Origin of the sequence: Vibrio sp. zbq_1 (assembly GCF_043102935.1) — a bacterium.
GTDB classification, from domain to species: domain Bacteria; phylum Pseudomonadota; class Gammaproteobacteria; order Enterobacterales; family Vibrionaceae; genus Vibrio; species Vibrio parahaemolyticus.
The window spans coordinates 19,491-40,738 of record NZ_JBICJH010000023.1 but is presented as its reverse complement, the minus strand read 5'-3'; the positions used below and the strand labels follow the sequence as shown (position 1 = coordinate 40,738).

Below are 21,248 nucleotides of genomic sequence, written 5' to 3'. Positions count from 1 at the left end.
CTGTAATGCGAAATTTTGCGACAACAAACAAAAAGCTCGCATTATGCGAGCTTTTCGATATTGATGACTTATTAAACCTTAGTCAAAAGCTTGTTGATAGCACCCAAGAACTGCGTTGGATCTTCCATCGAGCCGCGCTCTGCTAACATGGCTTGACCAAGTAGCACTTCGACCCAGCGGCCAAACGCTTCTTCATCCGCTTCATCCGCCATGCGCTTAACAAGTGCGTGCTCTGGGTTGATTTCAAAGATGTATTTCACTTCTGGCACAGCTTGACCTGCGGCAGCAAGCAGCTTCGCCATCTGAGTCCCCATCTCGTAATCATCCGTCACAACGACTGCGGGTGTAGATGCAAGTTTAAAGGTCGTACGCACGTCTTTCACGCGGTCACCCAAGTAAGACTTGGTACGCTCAACAACCGATTTGAACTCTTCTTCGGTTTCTTTTTGCTTTTCTCTATCGGCTTCGTCTTCAAACTTACTCAAGTCAAGGCCAGCTTTTGTAATCGATTGGAACTGCTTACCATCAAACTCAGTTAGGTAGTTCATCAACCATTCGTCAATTCGGTCGAACATCAGAATGACTTCAATGCCTTTCGCTTTAAACTGCTCTAAGTGAGGGCTATTCTTCGCCGCCGCGTAGCTGTCTGCAGTTAAGTAGTAGATCTTATCTTGGCCTTCTTTCATGCGCTCAACGTAGGACGCAAGACCAACGGTTTGTTCCGCTGAATCAACTTCTGTTGAAGCAAAACGCAATAGACCTGCAATTTTCTCTTTGTTCGCAAAGTCTTCCGCTGGGCCTTCTTTCAACACTAGGCCAAACTCTTTCCAGAATGATTGGTATTTTTCTTCATCATTCTTCGCCATGCGCTCAAGCATAGTCAGTACACGTTTCGTGCATGCATTGCGTAGCGACTGAGTCACTTTGTTGTCTTGTAGAATTTCACGCGATACGTTTAGCGGCAGATCGTTTGAATCAATCAAGCCACGTACGAAACGCAGGTAAGACGGCATAAACTGTTCAGCATCATCCATAATGAACACACGTTGCACGTACAGTTTCAGACCTGACTTATGATCACGATTCATCATATCCCATGGCGCTTTCGATGGGATGTAAAGTAGGCTAGTGTAGTCGTTTTTACCTTCTACGCGGTTGTGGCTCCACACCAATGGATCAGCGAAATCGTGTGAAACGTGTTTGTAGAATTCTTGGTATTCTTCATCTGAGATATCTGCTTTATTACGCGTCCACAACGCTTGAGCTTTGTTGATTTGCTCCCACTTCTTCTCATCTGTCTCTTTACCGTCTTCATCACGCACTACAGTTTGGATAGAAACAGGAATGCCGATGTGATCCGAGTACTTGCTGATGACATCGCGCAGACGCCATTCATTTAAGAACTCTTTACCTTCGTCACGCATGTGAAGAATGATGTCAGTACCACGAGATTCTTTAGTGATGTTTTCAATGGTGTACTCACCCTCGCCCGCAGAATGCCATTGCACAGCTTCATCTGCTGGCAAACCTGCTGCACGAGTGCGCACGGTCACCGCATCAGCAACGATAAATGCAGAGTAGAAACCAACACCAAATTGACCGATCAATTGCGAGTCTTTGCTTTGCTCTTCTGAAAGCTTTGAGAAGAATTCCGCGGTGCCTGATTTTGCGATGGTGCCTAAATGTTCGATAACGTCATTGCGGCTCATACCGATACCGTTATCAGAAATCGTTAGGGTATTTGCACTTTCATCAAATGACAGCTTAACGCCAAGATCTGCGTTACCTTCATATAAATCAGGATTCGAAAGTGCCTGAAAACGCAATTTGTCTGATGCATCTGATGCGTTAGAAATCAGCTCGCGCAAAAAGATCTCTTTATTGGAATAAAGAGAATGGATCATTAAATGAAGTAGTTGTTTTACTTCTGATTGAAAACCACGAGTTTCTTTATTTTGAGATACGGTTTCGCTCATGTGTGCTCCATAACATCTAAACTAACAGGCTTTTTCAGGGACGACTTTGTGATTTAGCCCCATGAAATCACCACACTAAGATGTCATTTAACATGTGGCTGACAAATGTAAATTCAAGGTCAATATTGCTAAAAACGGTGTTTTTTTAGAAAAATTTAATTATCCTACCCCCCTAAAAGCATCTAAAACGTCGCGTATCTCCCATGCGCAAACGTAATTTTGTGATATAAATCACCATAATTACAACATCATCCATCTAAGAAGAACTAAATGACTAACATCGGCACCAAATTTCTACTTGCTCAAAGGTTTACCTTTGATCCAAATAGTAATTCGCTCGCTGACCAACAAAGCGGCAACGAAGTTGTACGATTAGGAAGCAACGAAAGCCGTATACTCCTGATGTTGGCGGAGAGACCAAACGAAGTTTTAACCCGTAACGAGCTTCACGAGTTTGTTTGGCGTGAGCAAGGTTTTGAGGTGGATGACTCAAGCCTGACTCAAGCGATTTCTACTCTGCGTAAGATGTTGAAGGATTCAACCAAATCTCCAGAGTTTGTTAAAACCGTTCCAAAACGAGGCTATCAACTCATTTGTACTGTTGAACGCCTAAGCCCACTTTCTTCAGACTCAAGCTCAATTGAAGTTGAAGAGCCAGCTTCTGATAACAATGACGCCTCTGCTAATGAGGTAGAAACGATCGTAGAGCCGTCTTTAGCGACGCCTTCTGACGCAATCGTTGAACCAGAAGCGCCAGTAGTACCTGAAAAAGCACCCGTGGCTTCTGCTGTGAATCCTTGGATTCCACGCGTTATTTTATTTTTGGCACTATTACTACCGATTTGCGTACTGCTGTTTACAAACCCTGCGGAATCTCAGTTCCGTCAGATTGGTGAGTATCAGAACGTACCAGTGATGACACCTGTAAATCACCCGCAAATCAACAACTGGTTGCCTTCTATTGAGCAGTGCATTGAACGCTACGTTAAGCACCATGCAGAAGACTCCTTACCAGTGGAAGTGATTGCCACTGGCGGACAAAATAACCAGCTGATTTTGAACTACATTCATGACAGCAACCACTCGTATGAGAACGTGACATTGCGTATTTTCGCAGGTCAAAACGATCCAACAGACATCTGCAAATAAAGGAGGCCAGCATGAAGATTAAAGTAGCATCTGCGGTTTTGGCCGTATCTATCCTTTTCAGTGGTTGGTTGTACTGGGGCAGTGACCTTAAAGTTGAGCAAGTGCTTACATCAAATGAATGGCAGTCAACCATGGTGACTGTGATTACTGATAACTTGCCAGACGATACCGTAGGCCCGTTACGTCGAGTGAATGTGGAGTCGAACGTTAAGTACCTGCCGAATGGCGATTACATTCGCGTGGCAAACATCAAACTGTTCGCACAAGGCTCGACGGCTGAATCGACAATTAATATTTCAGAGAAAGGTCGCTGGGAAGTGAGTGATAACTATCTGCTTGTTTCTCCTTCTGAGTTCAAAGATATTTCTTCTTCTCAATCCAAGGATTTTTCTGAAGCGCAACTACGTTTGATTACTCAAATCTTTAAGCTAGATGCAGAACAAAGCCGCCGAATTGACGTGGTTAATGAGAAAACTCTGCTATTAACTAGCCTAAATCACGGTTCTACGGTACTGTTTAGAAACTGAATTTAATTAGTGATAAGGGGGCAAGATGCCCCCTTAATTTTTTCTCATGGATTGGTTAGACACTTTCACTCTCTTTTTCGGCTCGCTCGTTGCAAATACGTTGGCATCTCTTTCTGGTGGCGGCGCCGGTTTGCTACAGTTTCCTCTACTTATTTTTCTTGGCTTACCGTTCTCCGTTGCACTAGGCACTCATAAAGTGGCTTCTGTTGCTTTAGGCTTGGGCGCTGCAAGCACTCACCTCAAAGCCGGCACCATTAAATTGCCCATCGCCCTTTATCTGATTTTTGTTGGCAGTATAGGTGTTGTGATTGGCGCAAACCTCATCGTTCATATCCCTGATGGTATTGCGGAAAAGATGCTAGGCAGTATGATTCTGGCACTCGGTATTTATTCCCGCTTGAAAAAGCAACTGGGGCAAACCGAAATCATTAAGCGTCGCAATCAATTGGGTTGGATTCTTGGTGGTATTGGCATCATGTTGATAGGCATCGTCAACGGGTCTTTAACCGCTGGTTCTGGGTTGCTTGTCACTCTCTTTCTTGTGCGTTGGTTTGGGTTCGATTACAAACAAGCGGTCGCCTACACCATGATTTGTGTCGGCCTGTTTTGGAATGGTATTGGTGGCGTCGCGGTTGTACAAGCAGGAGCACCTATTCACTGGGCTTGGTTACCAGTATTGTTGTTGAGCTCTTTTCTTGGGGGCAGTTTAGGCGCGTGGGCCGCAACTCGCTATAGCAACCGAGTGATTAAAATTGCGTTCGAAATTCTCACGTTTGCCGTGGGCATCAAATTGCTGGTTTAACCCAGTTAAAAGGAAATTTTCATGGATAAAGCAATCATTGATATTTATTACTGCCGCCAGTGCAACTGGATGTTGCGTTCGACTTGGTTATCGCAAGAGTTGCTGCATACTTTTAGCGAAGAAATCGACACCATCAGTTTGCATCCAGACACAGGTGGTCGATTCGAGATTTTCTGCAATGGCCAGCAAATTTGGGAACGTAAGAAGGACGGCGGTTTTCCTGAGGCAAAAGTACTAAAACAGCGCGTAAGAGACATTATCGACCCAGAGCGCGATCTCGGTCATTCCGATACAAAATAAGGGAACACTCGGTTCCCTTATTTAAATCATTTTCGTAGCGACTAACCTTAGTTGGTCGTTAAATCGTCGTCTGCGCCAGCACTTCACCTTCTGGCGTTTGAACACTGAGCGTATTCCCATCCAGTAATCCAAAACTTCTTGGTAAACCGTTACGCGGGAAGGTCATTGAACCGGGGTTAAAGATCACCACACCCTCTTTAATTTCGGCTACGGGAACATGCGTATGACCATGAGCGATGATGTCACCCTCTCGCAAAGGTGGTCTTTTATCGCTGTTGTACAAATGGCCATGCGTCAGAAAGATTCGCTTACCAGACTCTAGCAATACCCATGCGTAATCCATCATCATTGGGAAGTTCAGCAGCATTTGATCTACTTCGCTGTCACAGTTACCGCGTACGGAAATGATTTGCTGACTGTATTGGTTGAGAAGCTCCGCCACTTGGGGCGGGTTATACCCTTCCGGAATCGGGTTGCGTGGTCCGTGGTTCAACGTGTCACCCAACAGCACCAAATGCTTTGCACCTGATGCTAGGAATAACTTGATGGTTTCTTCGGTTGCTGGCAAAGAGCCATGCAGGTCTGAGGCAAAAAATAGTTTCACGACGTTGTCTCCTCAAAATGTATGAGGCTATTCTACGGCATTCTGACGTATGCTCAACCGACTTCCCGATTACTGATGACGCACAGTCTCAATCAGCATTGGTAGCAAATGGAACCAAGCAAAATATCCGGCACCGACTAAAACTAATGTCCAAAAAACCATCGAAATGAACTTCGACTTCGCTAAATGGTGTAACGGGTCCGGTTCCCCACACCCTGGACATGTGTGAGCACGTTTCGATATTTGTTTCTCACACACAGGGCAAGAGACTAAAGGCATGATTTAAATTCCTCAACTATATGCTTAGGGCACAAAGAATAGCGCCTGTGAAAATATATGCAACATCACTAATAATCAATATCTTAGAGATTGACGCATGTCGCTGACTTGAGAAAAATATTACGCATGTTACTTACACAGTTTAGCCATCCTCTCTGACCATACCATTAATCACGATATTGTTGTAACTCACCATGCCGATCACTTCCCCATCTTCAATCACGGGCGCGCGGCTGATCCCAAATCGCTCAAACAGACGAGCACAGTATTTGACGTTCATATCTGGATCGACACACAAAGCAGGCTTAGTCATGATTTCGTAGATATTGGTGCGCTGAGGGGCACGGTTATTTGCCAACACTTTCTTCGCAATATCATTCATTAGCACAATGCCGTATTCGTCGTTGTCATCGCGCTTTTTGACCACCAGCGCTTTCACTTGATATTTCTTTGCCAGAGTAATGCCTTCGTATACGGTCATCAGTCCATCTACCATAACGTAAGTAGCAGCCATGACATCCCTTACTCGTACTATCGTTTGATTACTCATAGTTCATCCTCAACCACCTTGGTCAACGTTTCGACTTGATGCGCAACACCTACGGCATCCTCGATATCAATTTGAATCGCAATCCCCTGCCCCGACTCTCGGTCGAACTCTCCCACTTCATTAATGGTCTCAAGTATGTGCCGAGAAAGGTGCTCTTCCACCACAAAAAGCAGAACATCCTTTTGTACTTCTAGGGTTAATCCAAAAAACGTCCGCTTCTGATTTAAACCTTGACCACGAGCATTATTGATCACGGTCGCCCCCGTTGCTCCTGCATCACGAGCCGCATCGAGCACCTTGTCTGTTTTGCTGTCTTCAACAAACGCGAGTATCAATTTAAAGCGCATTTTCTTCGTCCTCCGAGGTGTCTTTATTAAGCCACTGAGTAATTTGCGCATACCCCATTACGGATATCATTGGAAACAAACTGGCGAAAGCAATAAGCCCAAAGCCATCAATCATCGGATTCCTGCCTGGCACAGTTGACGCTAGTCCCAGCCCAAGCGCCGTCACTAAAGGCACTGTCACGGTAGAGGTGGTGACACCACCTGAATCGTAGGCAAGTGGAATGATCAACTTAGGCGCATAAAAGGTTTGAATCACCACGACGATATACCCCGCAATGATGTAGTAATGAATCGGGTCGCCCACCACAATACGATAGCTGCCAAGCGCGATACCTATCGCTACGCCTAAAGCAACCGCAACTCGTAAGCCATTTACACTAATACTGCCACCAGACACTTGATTGGCTTTGATGGCCACTGCAATCAAAGATGGCTCAGCAATGGTCGTACTAAAGCCGATAAAAAAAGCAAAGGTGTACACCCAATAATAGTCGACCCACTCTAACGCCTGCCCAATAGAGACTTTAAACTCTCGGACGAATTCAGGAGCGGTCAACTGCACCGCCATTGTTTCGCCCAACGGAAACAATGCCATCTCCAAACCGAGTAAAAACAACGATAATCCAACAATGACATACGCAAAACCGAGCAACACTTTTTTGAGGTTATTCACTGGGCGGCGCAGCACAGCCAATTGAAAGCCAAAAATAATCGCCGCAATCGGGATCACATCACGAATGGTGGACAGCAACGTATCTAAGAAATGTTCGAATGAAATCATGTAACGGCCATCCCATAAATCATGACAAACATCATTGGCAGTAAAGAGGCAAACGCAATCAACCCAAAACCATCCACCATAGGGTTACGCCCTTTAATGGCCGAAGCTAACCCTACTCCTAATGCCGTCACCAAAGGGACGGTAATCGTTGACGTGGTCACGCCACCCGAGTCGTAAGCAACGCCGATGATCGACTCTGGCGCAAACCAAGTGAGAGTCACAACGCCAACATAACCACCGATGATCATGTAATGAATTGGCCACCCTTTTAAGATGCGCAGCACCCCAATCACAATCGCAATCCCAACAGAAAAAGCCACCGTTATCCGCAGGCCAACGCCATACTCCGTCATGGATTGTTCGGAATTGGGGATCATCCCGCCTTCAGCCGCCACCTCTGAGGCCTCTTCTGCAACAGCAGTCAATGCTGGCTCTGCGATAGTGGTTCCAAACCCCAAGCAAAACGCAAAAATCAATAACCAAAACACACTGCCCTTTCGAGCAAAGGCTTGTGCCATATTTTCGCCAATGGGGAACAAGCCGAGTTCTAGCCCGAAAATAAAAAACGTCAGGCCTAAAATGACCAACAACAAACCAAAAAGAATCGAGACCAAGTTAGGTAAAGGCTCTTGCAGAACCACCAATTGGAAGAAGGTAATAACAATTACAATAGGAAGAAGATCGCGGGCACTGTTAAACAGAGCGCGGAACAAAGCAGTGAGTGCTTCCATGCAAATCCTCCCTTTGACGAACAAGTTATTGGCTCTGAAGGCGAGACCTGTCCGGTGATATCCTTATCATCTACTCTCAGTGTGGCATAAATTTCTACTCACAAACGTGAACAACCTTATGTCACCACTAACATTTGGTTACATTTTCCTAATATGTGAACTGGATGAGCCACCACGAAAATTTATCTGAAAGATGGGAGAACACATGATAAGCAGCGCGGAACTGATCAAGCGAGGCGCAAAACGACTATAATGTTCTAATATATTGACATTCAAAGAGATGCTATGAAGATATTACTTACAGGTGGAACTGGGTTTATAGGGTCTGAGTTACTCAAACTGCTCACCACTCATCAGATAGTGTTACTGACCCGATCGCCAGACCAAGCCAAACAGCACTTGCAGTACGCTGATTTAGGTAATATCGAGTACCTTGCTTCTCTTGATGAACTCGCCGATCTCAACAACATAGATGCCGTCATCAACCTCGCAGGAGAACCAATCGCAGACAAACGTTGGACGGAGCAGCAAAAAGAGAAAATTTGCGACAGTCGCTGGAAAATTACCGAGCAAATTGTTGAGCTGATTCACGCCAGTACCGAACCGCCTTCTGTGTTTCTTAGTGGATCTGCAGTGGGTTATTACGGCGACCAGCAGGATCATCCGTTCGATGAGTGTCTTCATGTGAATAACGACGATTTCCCGCATATGGTTTGCGCTAAGTGGGAACAAATCGCCAAACGAGCTGAGTCCGAACAAACCCGCGTTTGCTTTCTCCGGACAGGCGTCGTACTCGGGCTTAATGGCGGAGCACTCGCGAAAATGCTCTTGCCTTACAAATTGGGGTTAGGCGGACCGCTTGGCAATGGCAATCAATACATGCCTTGGATTCATATCCTCGATATGGTTCGTGCCATTATGTACCTGCTTGAAACCCCTCACGCGCATGGTGCCTTCAACATGTGCGCCCCTCACCCTGTGACTAACCGGATATTTAGCCGCACGTTAGCGAAAACACTCAAACGTCCTCATATTCTATTCACACCTAAATGGGTCATGGCATTGGCGATGGGAGAATCGGCATGTTTGCTGTTTGACAGTATGCGAGCCAAACCTAAGAAACTCACCGAGCTTGGCTTTAAATTTAGTTACTCAAGAATAGAACCAGCACTGAAGCACTTGCTTCAAGATAGAAGCTGTTGAATGATAAAGCTTATCTGTCTCTCGCATTAAGCTAACACATGAATAAATTCATCCTCATTACGGGTTGCTCAACGGGCATCGGGTACGTTTGTGCTCATGCACTCTATAAACAAGGCTTTAACGTCATCGCCTCTTGTAGAAAGCTTGATGACGTTCAACGACTCCAATCAGAAGGGTTAACCTGTATCCAGCTCGACCTCGACGACCCAATAAGCATCACTAGTGGCGCAAAACAAGCGATTGAATTGGCTCAAGGCCAGCTTTATGCCCTGTTCAATAACGGCGCATATGGTCAGCCCGGTGCATTAGAAGATCTGCCTACCGAAGCATTGAAAGCGCAATTTCAAACCAACTTTTTTGGTTGGCACCAACTGGTTCAAGAGGTACTACCCACTATGCGTGCTCAGGGTGAAGGACGCATTATTCAAAACAGTTCCGTCTTGGGTTTTGCCGCAATGAAGTATCGTGGGGCGTACAACGCCTCAAAGTTTGCCCTAGAAGGGTGGACAGATACATTACGGCTCGAACTTGCTGATACCGACATCAAAGTGGCGTTGATAGAGCCCGGCCCCATTGAAACGCAATTTAGACACAACGCTCTGCACGCTTTTGAGCAATGGATTGACGTAGATTCAAGCCCTCACCGTATCGCGTATGAAGGACAGAAAAAGCGTTTAGATAACGATAAATCGAATAATCGATTCGTGCTGCCCGCAGAAGCTTGTATCGAACCCGTTCTTCACGCACTAACCAGCAATAAACCTAAAATTCGCTATCGCATTACGACACCAACCAAGTTGTTTGCGATTTTGAAACGATTATTACCCACTCGTGTCCTCGATAAAATTTTGCGACAAGCTGCATAGAAATATTTTGTCGTAATGTAATTTCATCGTAACAATGTGATGTCATTATGAGCACGTAGGTTAAAAAAACCTCACGCGCTCGAATCAATTTCTTGTTAAGTTTATCAATTAAGACTTCCTCTTAAGATTTTGAACTTAAAAAGATTTGGTATCGCCACCCAGTATGTTTTGTACGAATGCGAGGCAACAATGACATTAAATCAGCTGAACTGGCTTAGTGTGGGTGTAGTGTTGACGATGTTCATCCTATTTTGATACCACACCTTGCACGATGCCATGCTCTGCTATCTAACGTGCGAGAACCTCCAATTTAATTGCACTTTCGCTTGCAAATAGGATAACGCTGCTTCGGCAGCGTTTTTCCTAATATGCTCGACCCGCTTGATTTTCCATTCAATTAGCTCCATATCTACAGACATCGACCTGAATTAAAAGCAAGGACACTCAGATGCAATCCCCATTTATCGTTGAGTTAACAGAACAGAATTTTAGAGAAGTGCTTGAAGGATCAATGAACACGCCCGTTCTGATTCATTTTTGGGCCAACGCTCAACCAGAAAGCGCACAAGTGCTACCTGAGTTGCAAGCTCTCACTCAACAGTACAATGGTGCTTTTACATTGGCTCTGCTGAACTGTGAAGATCAACCAGCGCTTGCTTCCCAATTTGGTGTGCAAGTACTGCCAACAATCGCGTTGTTTGTTAATGGACAAGCGGTCGATGGCTTAGGCGGGCCTCAACCAATCGAAGCGATTGGCGCAATGCTACAAAAACATTTGCCAAGCCCTGACGAGCAACTATTGAAGCAAGTAAGCGAACTGCTTCAACAAGGCGAACATGCACAAGCTCTGAACGTCATTCAAACGCTGTCAGATGAACTGCAATCACGCGGTGATGTAAAACTAGCAAAAGCCGATTGTTTGCTAGAAACCAAACAATTCGAATTAGCACAAGAGTTGTTAGCAACCATCCCACTTGAGTATCAAGACAACTCTTACAAAAGCTTAATCGCGAAACTGGAACTGCATCAGCAAGCGGCTGAAAGTCCAGAATTAAAGCGCTTGGAACAAGAGTTGGCAGCTAACCCAGACAATTTCGAATTGGCATGTGAGCTAGCAGTACAATACAACCAAGTGGGTCGTGATGAAGAAGCGCTAGAGCTACTTTGGAACATTTTAAAAGTAAACCTAGGCGCGCAAGATGGCGAAGTGAAGAAGACCTTTATGGATATCCTAAGCGCCTTAGGACAAGGCAACGCTATTGCAAGTAAATATCGTCGCCAGCTGTACTCCATCTTGTACTAAACCCAGAGTTCTTCTAAAAATAAGACAATAAAGGCCGGAAATCCGGCCTTTGTTTTTTATTAGAAGTCGCTATACAGCATTGGGGCTGCTGGTGGATATTCTATTGGTTGCCAACGATCATTAAAGGTGTATTTGGCATAAAGCATAAAATGGTTTGGAGTATAAAACTCAGAACGCTGCACATCGACTAATGCACCAAGGTACCAACGTTTACTGACTCGCTTTTCCACCGCTGCTTGCAACGATGTACCAAAACTACCACCTTTGTCTGACGTCGCTATTGTCGATAAGTATGGTGCGTCTTCCTTAGTCCAAGAGTTGGAGACGGACGCACTCAACTGATATGACCAAGAGCTGCTGTATCGACCATAAAAATTGATAGGTAAAGACACCGAGAAGTAACTTTGCGGGCTGTAGTAGCCACCGTGACCTAGCGTGTACTCACCCAAATTTTTGTCGTAATCAAGGTACATTAAGTTCGTACCAATACTTAAACGCTGGTCATCCGTTGCAATTAACTTATAGTACGCCCCACCTAACACGCCTAAACGAGTGTTGTCTTCAACCTTTTCACCAGTCAAACTATGATACTGCAAGCTACTCCAAAAACCGTAAGGCCCACCAGTGTCCCAGCTTGAGTTCAACTTCACACCAGTACGGATAACCCCACCCCATTTAGTCCCTTGAGGGTCAGTCGTGCCGCTAGGGACAGACATTCCAGCATAAGAAAGCGTGCTGCTAGTCTCTGGGCGACGCGAAGCTTCTGCAGTCCAACCTAACTCACCTAGATCCCCATTGATGCGCACACCACCAACCCATGTGGTATGGTCGAAACCAATTGGTGTCGTGCCGACATCGACCAACCAATCTTCAGCTTGCCAGCCCACTCCAAATGCCATACCTGATGCGTCATTTTGGAACGAAGTGCTGTCAGAATCGGTGGTTTTTTCATAGTAGTCCAACTGACCTGAATCGATAGAAACATAATCGGCTTTTAGCAACAGATGCCCATCCCAGCTCTCAATCGGGATTCGTGCTTCTATGGGCACTTGATTCGAAGTATTACGACCATCTCGTGCACTGTAATCCCAGCCAATCATGACATGACCATCACTCCTATCATGCAGTTTATCGATGTCCGATTTGACGTTACGAGTCAACCAGTAGTCGTCAGCAGTATCATATAGCTCACGTAAGCTTGGGAGCTCTTTTGTCGCTTCTTCAGGTTCACGATTTTTATCCATTCGGTCAAGATTTAAGGCTTGATAGGCGCGTGTTTCAGCTAACGCCCACTGTTGATTTTCCATTGCTATAGACATGCTATTGCGAAACGCTAATGCGTCGGCATCAGGCATCGCATCCAACAACTGATTTAGCGCATTAGCGTCATTTCGATAGCCTTGTTGATTAAACACCGCGGCCACTGTCATCAACTGTGCCGCAGTTAAGCTATCGCGCTTTTTATTCAAAATGAGGTGCATATCGTGATACGTCGCTTCATCTCCAGTCAAAGCACTGGCTTGCAACATGCCAATTTCTGCTTGAGTTTTAAATGGCTCAGGCTTTAAAGAAACTTGTTCATACAAATCCAACGCAAGCTTAGGCTGTTGATTAACAAGCATCAGATCCGCTTGACTCAACAGTCGACGGGTTTTGAGTTCATCAAACTGTAATGCTTCCGAAGCACTTAAATCTTGTGTTGCGGAATTTAATGCTAAGCTCGCATACCAACTATCAAAATCTTCAAAGTGATTCAAGCTTACCATCATGCTGCCGTAAGCCAGTTTGTCATCGGTTGACCAATCTTCTGCAAACGAAATGCTTTGGAAAACCCTCTCAGCTTCCTTAACTTCATCAATGTCTAACCACGCACTCACTAGACGAGCGAGCGGTTGAATTTGACCTTGATAATCCGACTCTAGTGCACGTAATGTCGCCGTTGCTGATTCAGGAGAAGCTAAGTAACGCGTTTGGATGTCTCTCAACTGAGCATCAAGCTTCAAGCGGGTTAAATTGCGCTGCATTGCGTCTGTCATGTCATGTTGTGCGATGCTCTCTAGCTCAGCGATGGCCTCATTCACTTTGAAGTCCTGCGCGAGATAAAGCGCGTAAGCAAATTTCATTTCAGGGTCATTACTAGATGTAGCCCAATTGGACATCAGCGTATCCGCGTGTACTTTGTCGCCCATGGAATGAATAACGTCAGCAATATCAAGCCTTAACCATGGGGAGGTTGGCTGTAGCGCTATCAATTCCTCTACGGACGCTTTCATCGTTGCCTGATCATTTTGAGCGATTGCGATCCGCAGACGAGTCAAAATAACTTCCGACTTGATGCTCGCTATTTTTTCAGCGACCACTTTCTGCTGTGGGGCAGAGTAACTGCGCGCGAGTGCTTCCGCGCCAGACCAATCTTGCTGCTGAATACGAACATCTAAACGACCACGCAATGCAGAGCTATTGCTACTGTCCAGTTGCAAAGCTTGTTTGAAAGCCTTCTCTGCCGCAGCATAATTTTCTCGAACAAGATACAAAGAGCCTAATGATGAATAAGCATAAGGTTGGGATTTATCTACTTGAATCGCTTTGTGATAAACGCTTTCTGCTTGCTTAAACTGGCCTTTTTCGACCAAGGCATCACCTTGATCAAGATACGCCCAATATTGAGACGTCTCGATTAACGCTGCCCATTTTGAGGCCGAGTCAGGATTATGATCTAAGCGCTGAGCCTGTTTAAAGTATTCGAGCGCTTTTTGCTGCTGCCCTCTACGTAGATAAACCTTGCCCATAGCACCGAGCAATTCAGGATCTCGCGGACGAGTCGTCAACGCATAACGCAGCTGAGCTTCTGCTTGGTCGGTTTTATCTTCCTCGAGCAACGTTAACCCTTTGAGCTTAGCGAGATAGGTGGGGTCTTTTCGTAGTTCCTTTTCCTTTTTCCAGCGATCTTTCGCGCTTTGATTCGCTCTTTGAATCTCCATGTCAGACGGGTAGTAGCTAGCTAAAATGGCATATTGCTGAACAACTTGATCTGAAATAGGCAATTGATCCAATGCACGCAACCACGACGTTGCCGCATTTGTTCCAACCGAAGGAGCAAGCGCTAACTTTTTATAGGTATCGAGAATCCATGGATCGGCAGGATTCTCTTTGCGAATGTGGTTGGCTAACGCGAGTTGAAAAGACGGGACACTAGGATAATTTGCATTTAAACGTTCCAGTCCCTGTTTTACCGAGCTCCAACTGCCAGGCAAATTACTTTGCAACTGTAGGAATTCAAGTTGTAACGCTGGTGATGGCATTCCATTTGGGAAAAGGGCTTTGTAAGCTTGAATCGCTTCATCGTAACGACCAGATTTTGCAAGCAACTGAGCGCGCTGATAATCCGCTCTTTTCTTTCCCTGAATGGCCATAATCGATGACAAGTTTTTTGCTTGAGGCGAATGAGGCGCCTGCCTGATTAAGCGCTCAAATACGGGTTTTGCTAATTCGGGCTGCTTACGTTTCAGATACATATTTGCTTGATAGAAAAGCCCCGTTGGATTGCTTTCTTCAATCGCGAACAGCCTCTCCAGAGTACTCTCGACAATATCATCTCGGCCAATCGCATCTGCTAGTTTTAGCTGCTCAACTAACCATTCAACCGAGTCAACTCGTGCTAATGATGTGGAAAATTGAACCAGCTCGATAGGTTTGTAGACCTGTGCGAGCTGCGACTTTGTCAGAGGTTTTGAACTAAAGCTTTCTGCATGCACAGTGCCGACGCCACCAGTCGCCAAAGCAACCAGTGGAATCCACCATAACGCGCGTCCTGTTACTGACATCTCTCGCTCCATGCAGGAAGCAATTCACCTTGCACACCAAAACGGTAACGTTCTGCATGCCAACCAAGCCCAAATAGACTTAATACGTTGTCGTAATAATGATCGTTTTTGTCCATCACAAGTTCATTTTGAGCACGACTGAACTGCGCCTCCAACAGCGCAGATTCACCAGAAGCCGCGAGCAACGGAAGAGCCGCAGCAGAAAAACCTGCACTTCCTGATTGGGTATATTTACCCGTTTCAGTATTTACTTCTCTCGCGGGCGCACCAAGGGCTTTGGTTGCCGCCACAAACGGCTGCATTTTTTGCACTAATACTGCTTTTTCTGAAACTTGGTCATTTAACATGCCCACCCAAAGATAAGTGCGGATCGCGTTGTAACTGCCTATCGGCCCAGTGACCCCATCTGAGCTATAACGACCATTTCTCAATGTTGCCCAGTCTGGGCTAAAGCCAGCTGGCATCGTTTTCTCTAGCATGTGAACACTTGCCTTATACATTGAATCCCAGTTGTATTGCGGGTACAGAGACTGCATACGAGCAATCAGTTGTAACGGAACATAACTCGGATTCACACGGTACTGGCTGTCGGCATCAAAGCCAGTTGGAGCTGGCAACAATACCGTTCCAACTCCCGTTATGTTGACGGTTTCTTCACGTAAAATACGACTCGCGACCAGATGTCCAAGGGTCTGATAGTAGTAGTTATTCCATAATCTTCCCGCCTCAACGAGGGAGTACGCTATCCACAAATCAGAATCTGATGCTGGATTAGAATCCAACACTCCGAACTGACCGTTTTCTTTTATTCCCCACAACCAAGCAGGAAGCCTTGCCGTCAAATCCCCACCAGCCAAATGTGATTGAGTCCATTTTAAAACCTGATCGAAGGTTTTAGGGTCATTGGCAACCAAGGCAAAGAACAATGCGTAAGATTGACCTTCCGAGGTCGTAATCATACGCTCGTCACTGCCATCAACGACTCTGCCTTGCTCCATGTATACCGACTTAAATGTTTCCCATTGTGGCCACTCGCAGGTGTTAGCCCACAAGTAAGGAGACACCAACAACATAAGGAACGAGATGAGTTTTTTCATTATTCCTCTTCCTCAGTTTTTTCTAAACGTCTAGACGCGACTTGACGTAATACGCGCCAAAGCACAATGGTTACGATCACCACTAGCAAGGCGGCAAAGCACGCAACGATGACTGGGTGATTAGAGAAGTGATACCAAACGAGCTGCCACACAGGAAGCTTACCGACATAGTAGTGCGAACCCACGTTGTAGCTTGCTACTTCGTTATTTCTCAACGTCACCACCGAGCCAAACATGTGCTCCACTTTGCCGGAGTCAGCCAACGCGCGATCAACCGACGCAAAATCTGACGGGTGAGCCGCCATAATAGAAATGACGCTGCGTTTTTTCGTAAATGGCGATTCTGCACCATAAATAGCAGCAAAAGAGCCCTCAGCCTCAACAGAAACATAATCCGCGGCCACTTGACGAGCATCACTTGGACTCATCCAGTTCATTCCGAGCTGCTTTTCATTTTTGCTTGGTAGGCGAATTTGTCTCTGACCCTCTTTAACCACTAAGTTAACTTGGTCAGGATTATTAGCGGCTTCTTCTAGTGCATCCACAACACCGATCGTCAGGATGTCTTTATTTTTTAGTTGCTCAGCATTCCATTTGTCTGTCAAAAGCACCTGAATACCTGGGTACCCAGAATCACGTCCTAACGACCCCATGACGTTTAAGAAGGTCTGCAACACTTCTTTTGGAGCTCTCTCTGGAACAACAATCGCAGTTTCTGACAAATCGGCCATGCGAGTGTAAGGGAAACCAGAAGTAGCAAAAGCGCGCATATTTGGCATTTCGATGTAGTGAGGGAAACCACTAAAATCAACCGTAGAGTCACCATCAATGACCGCGTATTGCTTACTTGGTTGCGTCACCTGACATTGCCCATCGGTCACCGACGCAAAGCCAAACTCAAACTCGATTTGGTTTTTACTGCCAACTTTAAAGGCCGGAATACGAACAAGCGCATCACCACTCAGAATACTGTCATCTAATAGAGGAACACGCACACGGTTAGACTCACCACCTTGGCCTTTTGTGGTTAAGTTAAACGCCTCAATGAACTGGTCATTGATGCTCAAAGTCAGGCGAGAACCAGAATGATCCGCAGCAGGTGGCGAATACCGATAGTTAAGATCCATCGGTATACCACGGCTCTGCCAAGTAAAGAGATCGGGTGGTAAGCGCAAACTCACGTTGATTGGAGGAGGCGTTCGACCTTCCACTTGCAACATGCTTTTTTGTTCGACTAATTCAGATAATGCAACGGGACGAGCCGTACTCACCCAGTTTGGCGCATCGTACGGGACTCGTGGTTTGATTTGTTTGACTTCATTAATCTTCGCGATTGGCCCAGTAAGAAGTTGGTTTCCCAACGCCAAACCTTGCACCGCAACGTTAAGATCCTTACTGTCACGGCCTATCACTAGAAGAAGCTTCACGTATGGGTCAGTTGGGTGAGTGATAACTTGAAGACGAGGGCCATCCGTGTCCGGAAAATCTCTCAGAAACTCAGGTTTGTTGTCATTGGTAACAAAGACAATGGCGTTGCGCTTAGGTAACGTGTCGACACTAAAAGGGAATTGAGCACCACGCCAACCTGCAAGAGCACCAAAGTAAGAGCTCAAGACACCAGCTGCTTTGACATCATCCAGATCATATTTGCCACCCATAACGACGGGCAGATTTAACTGGCTAAAATCACGGACATCAAAAAACGGCGCTGGCAACAAGCTCAAGTCGCTTTCCAGTATTGTCTTTTGGGCAAACATTTCAATTCGACTGCTTTGGCTGATCTCAGCCCAAATGCTCGAGTCATTTGGGTTGGCACAGTCTTTCTGAGTATTCCCAATCAACTCAAAGCGAATTTGGTTGTAGTTGCTGAAGTAACGAGTATCCAGCGGCATCGATAAGCTCAACTTTTTACCTTGCTGACCATCGACGATTGACGCCACTCCCATAAGCTCATTGTTCAAATACACTTTGACGTGAGAAACCAAAGAGAGCAACGCTGGTGAAGGTGTGATGTCAAAGTACAACGTGGCTTTAGACACCACCTCATCGAGTCGCGAACCGAAACCAATATAAGCACTGGCCTCACTGCCTTGAATAGCAATTGAACCACTGTAACCCAATTGACTAAATGGAATGACACGCTTAAATACGGTCGAATTTTCAGCATCTTGCTGTGCCAAAGGCGTTGGTTGTTGCTGACTTACTTCTTGTGCCGCGAGACTGCCCGACATACACATGAGAGTGATAGCCGTCGTCAACGCCGTTAGTTTTTTATTATTTAGCATGACTTGAGGTCCTGATTGGGACATAACGAGGTCTTAGTGACCAAATAAATTCGATACAAAATAAAAGTGCATCCACACTGGCCTGAACAAACTTAGGACAATGTTGCAGCAAGCGTTTGTATCCATTAAAGCCGACTTGCAGTACAGCCTGCATACTCGATAGAGGCTTATCTGATTGATAGCCTTGTTGCCATTTCGCCCACGTATCTGCACGTGCAAATGTACATTGGACGTATTGGATTTGTTGTTGATGAGACAATTCGTTGAGTTGTAAACCAAATATCCCCTTATGAGCATAGGCAACCGTCATCGGGAACACGAATTCTTGACCACCGCGATTGAGGATCACTTCTAAGGTTTGGCCAAGTAGGTACGCACAGGTTGGTTCATCGACTCCGTCTATTTCAATGCGCACGCCACCCAAAGAGAAATCCTTCATCTGCGCTTGAATCAAGTGCCCCGAGTGAAGCCTTACCGCGACAGGAATCGCCACCTCTACTCGGTGATCTTTTCGCACTTGTTTGGCTTCTACCGCAACGGCGACAGCAGCACCTAAAATCAACAAGTTGTACATCGTCCAAACGAGGTTCACGATAACCGTACCGATTTCGTCTTGAGGCCCCCACCCCATTCGATAAATCCCTACAGCAAAGCCCAGAATGTTGAGTGCAACCAAAACCAAATATGGTCGGGAGATCACCCAATCGTAGTGAGATTTTTCAACCAAACCGCCTTTTGCCGTTACGTTGAATGTCCCTTTATGGGGTGCAAACAAAGCCACCGTTGTTGGCCTTGCGATATACCAAGCAAGCACGGTTTCGTATACCTCACCCCAGAACGAATAACGGTAGTCACCCTGCATACGAGAGTTGGTCATGCTCGCGTGGATCATATGGGGCAATACGTACAAAATGATCGCCAGCGCTGGCGCATAAATCACGTAGGAATGCAGCAACAAATAAGCCAATGGTGCGATCAGGAATACAATCCTTGGGATACCAGATAGAAAGTGCAGCATGGCATTGACGTAACAAAGCCGTTGAGAGAGCTTAAGACCCTTTCCAGTCAATGGATTATCTACCCTAAATATCTGCGCCATCCCGCGAGCCCAACGAATGCGTTGCCCAACGTGTGCAGACAATGTCTCTGTCGCCAAACCAGCAGAAATCGGCTGCTTCAGATATGCAGAACGATAGCCTAAACGGTGCATGCGCAAAGAAGTGTGCGCATCTTCCGTCACGGTTTCGACTGCAATACCACCGACTTCCTCTAAAGGCTCTCGACGTAAAATAGCGCACGAGCCACAGAAGAAAGTTGCATCCCATAAGTCGTTACCATCTTGAATCAAGCCGTAAAACAAGTTGCCTTCGTTTGGCACGTTACGAAAGTTCGATAAGTTACGCTCAAACGGATCCGGAGAGAAGAAATGGTGCGGAGTCTGAATAAGCGCCAACTTTGGATCTTTCAGGAACATCCCCATTGTGAGCTGAAAGAATGCTCGTGTAGGAATATGGTCACAGTCAAAAATCGCAACAAACTCACCGCTGGTCTGCTTCAACGCATAGTTAATGTTACCGGCTTTCGCATGTTCATTCGTTGGGCGGCGGATGTAGTTCACCCCTACACTTTTGGCGAAATCTCGGAAGCTATCACGCTTGCCGTCATCCAGAATGTGGATGTTGAGTTTGTCTTTCGGCCAATCGACACCTAACGAGGCATAAACCGTCGCTTTCACGACATCAAGATCTTCGTTGTAAGTAGGGATCATCAAGTCAATAGTTGGCCAAGTTGACTGATCCGGTGGCATCGATACTGGTTTGCGATTCAATGGCCAGATATTTTGGAAATAGCCAAGCATCAGCACAATCCAAGAATACGTCTCAGCTAGAAGTAAAACGCCCCCTAGAAACAAAGCAACAGGATCGTCCCAGTTCAGGGTAGACGAATAACGCCACCACAAGTATCGACATGAGGCCGTAACCGACAAGATGATCAAAAGCATGGTAGGAAAACGACCCGGCATGCGACGAACCATCATCGCTAATGCCCAGAGTAACAACACAAAGACAGTCTGAGCCTGATAACCAAATGGCACCGTAAAACACAGCAAAGCGATTAACACCACGAAAAACAGCAAGGTGTAGTTCAACGCCATCGCTGACTTACTTGCTTTAATACGCTCTCGAACTTGTGGATCTTTGATGTTGTTCGCTGTCTGTTCTAACCAGCGGACGCTTTTTGCAACCAATTCAAATGGCAAGTAGAACGCATTGCGAATTTGTTCGGCTAAAGTCATCGCTAAGCTGCTGGTTTTTTTGGACCATGCTGTACTTACGTTTTGCTTGAAGCAAAGTAACCACACGCTTTGGATAACAAAACGCACAGGATCAAACCATCTCGGCGCAGCAAAATTAACGTTTGGATAGTAAACCAAAGGCAGTTGCCATGAAGGAACACCCGAAATAACCGGCTTTAAAAATACAAAACTCAATGAAAACCAAAAAGACAAAGCACACTCACCAACCCAGTTTGTTTTGCAATTCCAGGCTTGCTCGTAAGCTTTCTTCTGTAGTCTGAATTGGTCCACTACCCAGCGTTGGAAAATCAGATTAAGACTTCGCATA

General features: G+C 45.8%; 18 protein-coding genes. 7 read left to right on the top strand and 11 right to left on the bottom strand.

Annotated elements, in window-relative coordinates; translation table 11 throughout:
- Positions 1 to 71: 71 nt before the first annotated feature.
- On the bottom strand, positions 72 to 1,976 hold the full coding sequence (htpG, locus tag ACF8CV_RS11345; protein ID WP_138938592.1) for a molecular chaperone HtpG: 1,905 nt from the start codon (positions 1,974 to 1,976) through the stop codon (positions 72 to 74).
- A 270-nt stretch (positions 1,977 to 2,246) separates the two neighbouring features.
- Between htpG and toxR the strand changes: the two genes are divergently transcribed.
- The 4 genes from toxR to ACF8CV_RS11325 are packed head-to-tail and all read left to right on the top strand — an operon-like array spanning position 2,247 to position 4,754.
- A complete protein-coding gene (toxR, locus tag ACF8CV_RS11340; protein WP_017448752.1) occupies positions 2,247 to 3,125 on the top strand; it encodes a transcriptional regulator ToxR in 879 nt (292 codons plus the stop codon).
- Between the two features lie 11 nt (positions 3,126 to 3,136).
- The gene (toxS, locus tag ACF8CV_RS11335; RefSeq protein WP_005454545.1) at positions 3,137 to 3,652 is read left to right on the top strand and encodes a transmembrane regulator ToxS; all 516 of its coding nucleotides are present in this window, start codon (positions 3,137 to 3,139) and stop codon (positions 3,650 to 3,652) included.
- A 46-nt stretch (positions 3,653 to 3,698) separates the two neighbouring features.
- Positions 3,699 to 4,454, top strand: coding sequence for a sulfite exporter TauE/SafE family protein (locus ACF8CV_RS11330; protein WP_031851707.1), 756 nt, complete (start codon positions 3,699 to 3,701; stop codon positions 4,452 to 4,454).
- A gap of 21 nt (positions 4,455 to 4,475) precedes the next feature.
- Positions 4,476 to 4,754 (top strand): SelT/SelW/SelH family protein, encoded by a 279-nt coding sequence (locus ACF8CV_RS11325; protein ID WP_005454560.1) that lies wholly within the window; start codon positions 4,476 to 4,478, stop codon positions 4,752 to 4,754.
- A gap of 58 nt (positions 4,755 to 4,812) precedes the next feature.
- On the opposite strand, the gene yfcE is transcribed toward ACF8CV_RS11325, so the two are convergent.
- From yfcE to ACF8CV_RS11295, 6 genes are all read right to left on the bottom strand, one after another.
- Complete coding sequence (gene yfcE / locus ACF8CV_RS11320; protein WP_025504561.1) at positions 4,813 to 5,358, bottom strand: phosphodiesterase; 546 nt, start codon at positions 5,356 to 5,358, stop codon at positions 4,813 to 4,815.
- 69 nt (positions 5,359 to 5,427) lie between these two features.
- Complete coding sequence (locus ACF8CV_RS11315) at positions 5,428 to 5,637, bottom strand: hypothetical protein (RefSeq protein WP_011105727.1); 210 nt, start codon at positions 5,635 to 5,637, stop codon at positions 5,428 to 5,430.
- Between the two features lie 142 nt (positions 5,638 to 5,779).
- The gene (locus ACF8CV_RS11310; protein ID WP_005454537.1) at positions 5,780 to 6,187 is read right to left on the bottom strand and encodes a CBS domain-containing protein; all 408 of its coding nucleotides are present in this window, start codon (positions 6,185 to 6,187) and stop codon (positions 5,780 to 5,782) included.
- Positions 6,184 to 6,534, bottom strand: a complete 351-nt coding sequence (locus ACF8CV_RS11305) for a P-II family nitrogen regulator (RefSeq protein ID WP_005382084.1) — start codon at positions 6,532 to 6,534, stop codon at positions 6,184 to 6,186. Before ACF8CV_RS11305 ends, ACF8CV_RS11310 begins: the two co-directional genes overlap by 4 nt.
- Complete coding sequence (locus ACF8CV_RS11300) at positions 6,524 to 7,315, bottom strand: DUF1538 domain-containing protein (RefSeq protein WP_005454529.1); 792 nt, start codon at positions 7,313 to 7,315, stop codon at positions 6,524 to 6,526. Before ACF8CV_RS11300 ends, ACF8CV_RS11305 begins: the two co-directional genes overlap by 11 nt.
- Positions 7,312 to 8,046, bottom strand: coding sequence for a DUF1538 domain-containing protein (locus ACF8CV_RS11295; protein ID WP_005478515.1), 735 nt, complete (start codon positions 8,044 to 8,046; stop codon positions 7,312 to 7,314). Before ACF8CV_RS11295 ends, ACF8CV_RS11300 begins: the two co-directional genes overlap by 4 nt.
- A gap of 285 nt (positions 8,047 to 8,331) precedes the next feature.
- Here ACF8CV_RS11295 and ACF8CV_RS11290 point away from each other — a divergent pair, with 285 nt between their 5' ends.
- From ACF8CV_RS11290 to ACF8CV_RS11280, 3 genes are all read left to right on the top strand, one after another.
- Positions 8,332 to 9,249, top strand: coding sequence for a TIGR01777 family oxidoreductase (locus ACF8CV_RS11290; protein ID WP_020840238.1), 918 nt, complete (start codon positions 8,332 to 8,334; stop codon positions 9,247 to 9,249).
- Between the two features lie 38 nt (positions 9,250 to 9,287).
- Positions 9,288 to 10,115, top strand: coding sequence for an SDR family oxidoreductase (locus ACF8CV_RS11285; RefSeq protein WP_138938595.1), 828 nt, complete (start codon positions 9,288 to 9,290; stop codon positions 10,113 to 10,115).
- A 448-nt stretch (positions 10,116 to 10,563) separates the two neighbouring features.
- Entirely contained in the window at positions 10,564 to 11,418 is an 855-nt protein-coding gene (locus tag ACF8CV_RS11280) for a co-chaperone YbbN (RefSeq protein ID WP_005454528.1), read from the top strand.
- A gap of 59 nt (positions 11,419 to 11,477) precedes the next feature.
- On the opposite strand, the gene ACF8CV_RS11275 is transcribed toward ACF8CV_RS11280, so the two are convergent.
- The 4 genes from ACF8CV_RS11275 to bcsA are packed head-to-tail and all read right to left on the bottom strand — an operon-like array spanning position 11,478 to position 21,247.
- Positions 11,478 to 15,242 carry a cellulose synthase subunit BcsC-related outer membrane protein gene (locus ACF8CV_RS11275; protein ID WP_138938596.1) on the bottom strand — a complete coding sequence of 1,255 codons (3,765 nt, stop codon included), beginning with the start codon at positions 15,240 to 15,242 and terminating at the stop codon, positions 11,478 to 11,480.
- Positions 15,233 to 16,339 carry a cellulose synthase complex periplasmic endoglucanase BcsZ gene (gene bcsZ, locus ACF8CV_RS11270; RefSeq protein WP_138938597.1) on the bottom strand — a complete coding sequence of 369 codons (1,107 nt, stop codon included), beginning with the start codon at positions 16,337 to 16,339 and terminating at the stop codon, positions 15,233 to 15,235. The genes ACF8CV_RS11275 and bcsZ overlap by 10 nt, the downstream gene beginning before the upstream one ends.
- The gene (bcsB, locus tag ACF8CV_RS11265; protein ID WP_138938598.1) at positions 16,339 to 18,624 is read right to left on the bottom strand and encodes a cellulose biosynthesis cyclic di-GMP-binding regulatory protein BcsB; all 2,286 of its coding nucleotides are present in this window, start codon (positions 18,622 to 18,624) and stop codon (positions 16,339 to 16,341) included. Before bcsB ends, bcsZ begins: the two co-directional genes overlap by 1 nt.
- Positions 18,614 to 21,247, bottom strand: a complete 2,634-nt coding sequence (gene bcsA, locus ACF8CV_RS11260) for a UDP-forming cellulose synthase catalytic subunit (protein ID WP_138938599.1) — start codon at positions 21,245 to 21,247, stop codon at positions 18,614 to 18,616. The genes bcsB and bcsA overlap by 11 nt, the downstream gene beginning before the upstream one ends.
- Between the last annotated feature and the right edge of the window lies 1 nt (position 21,248).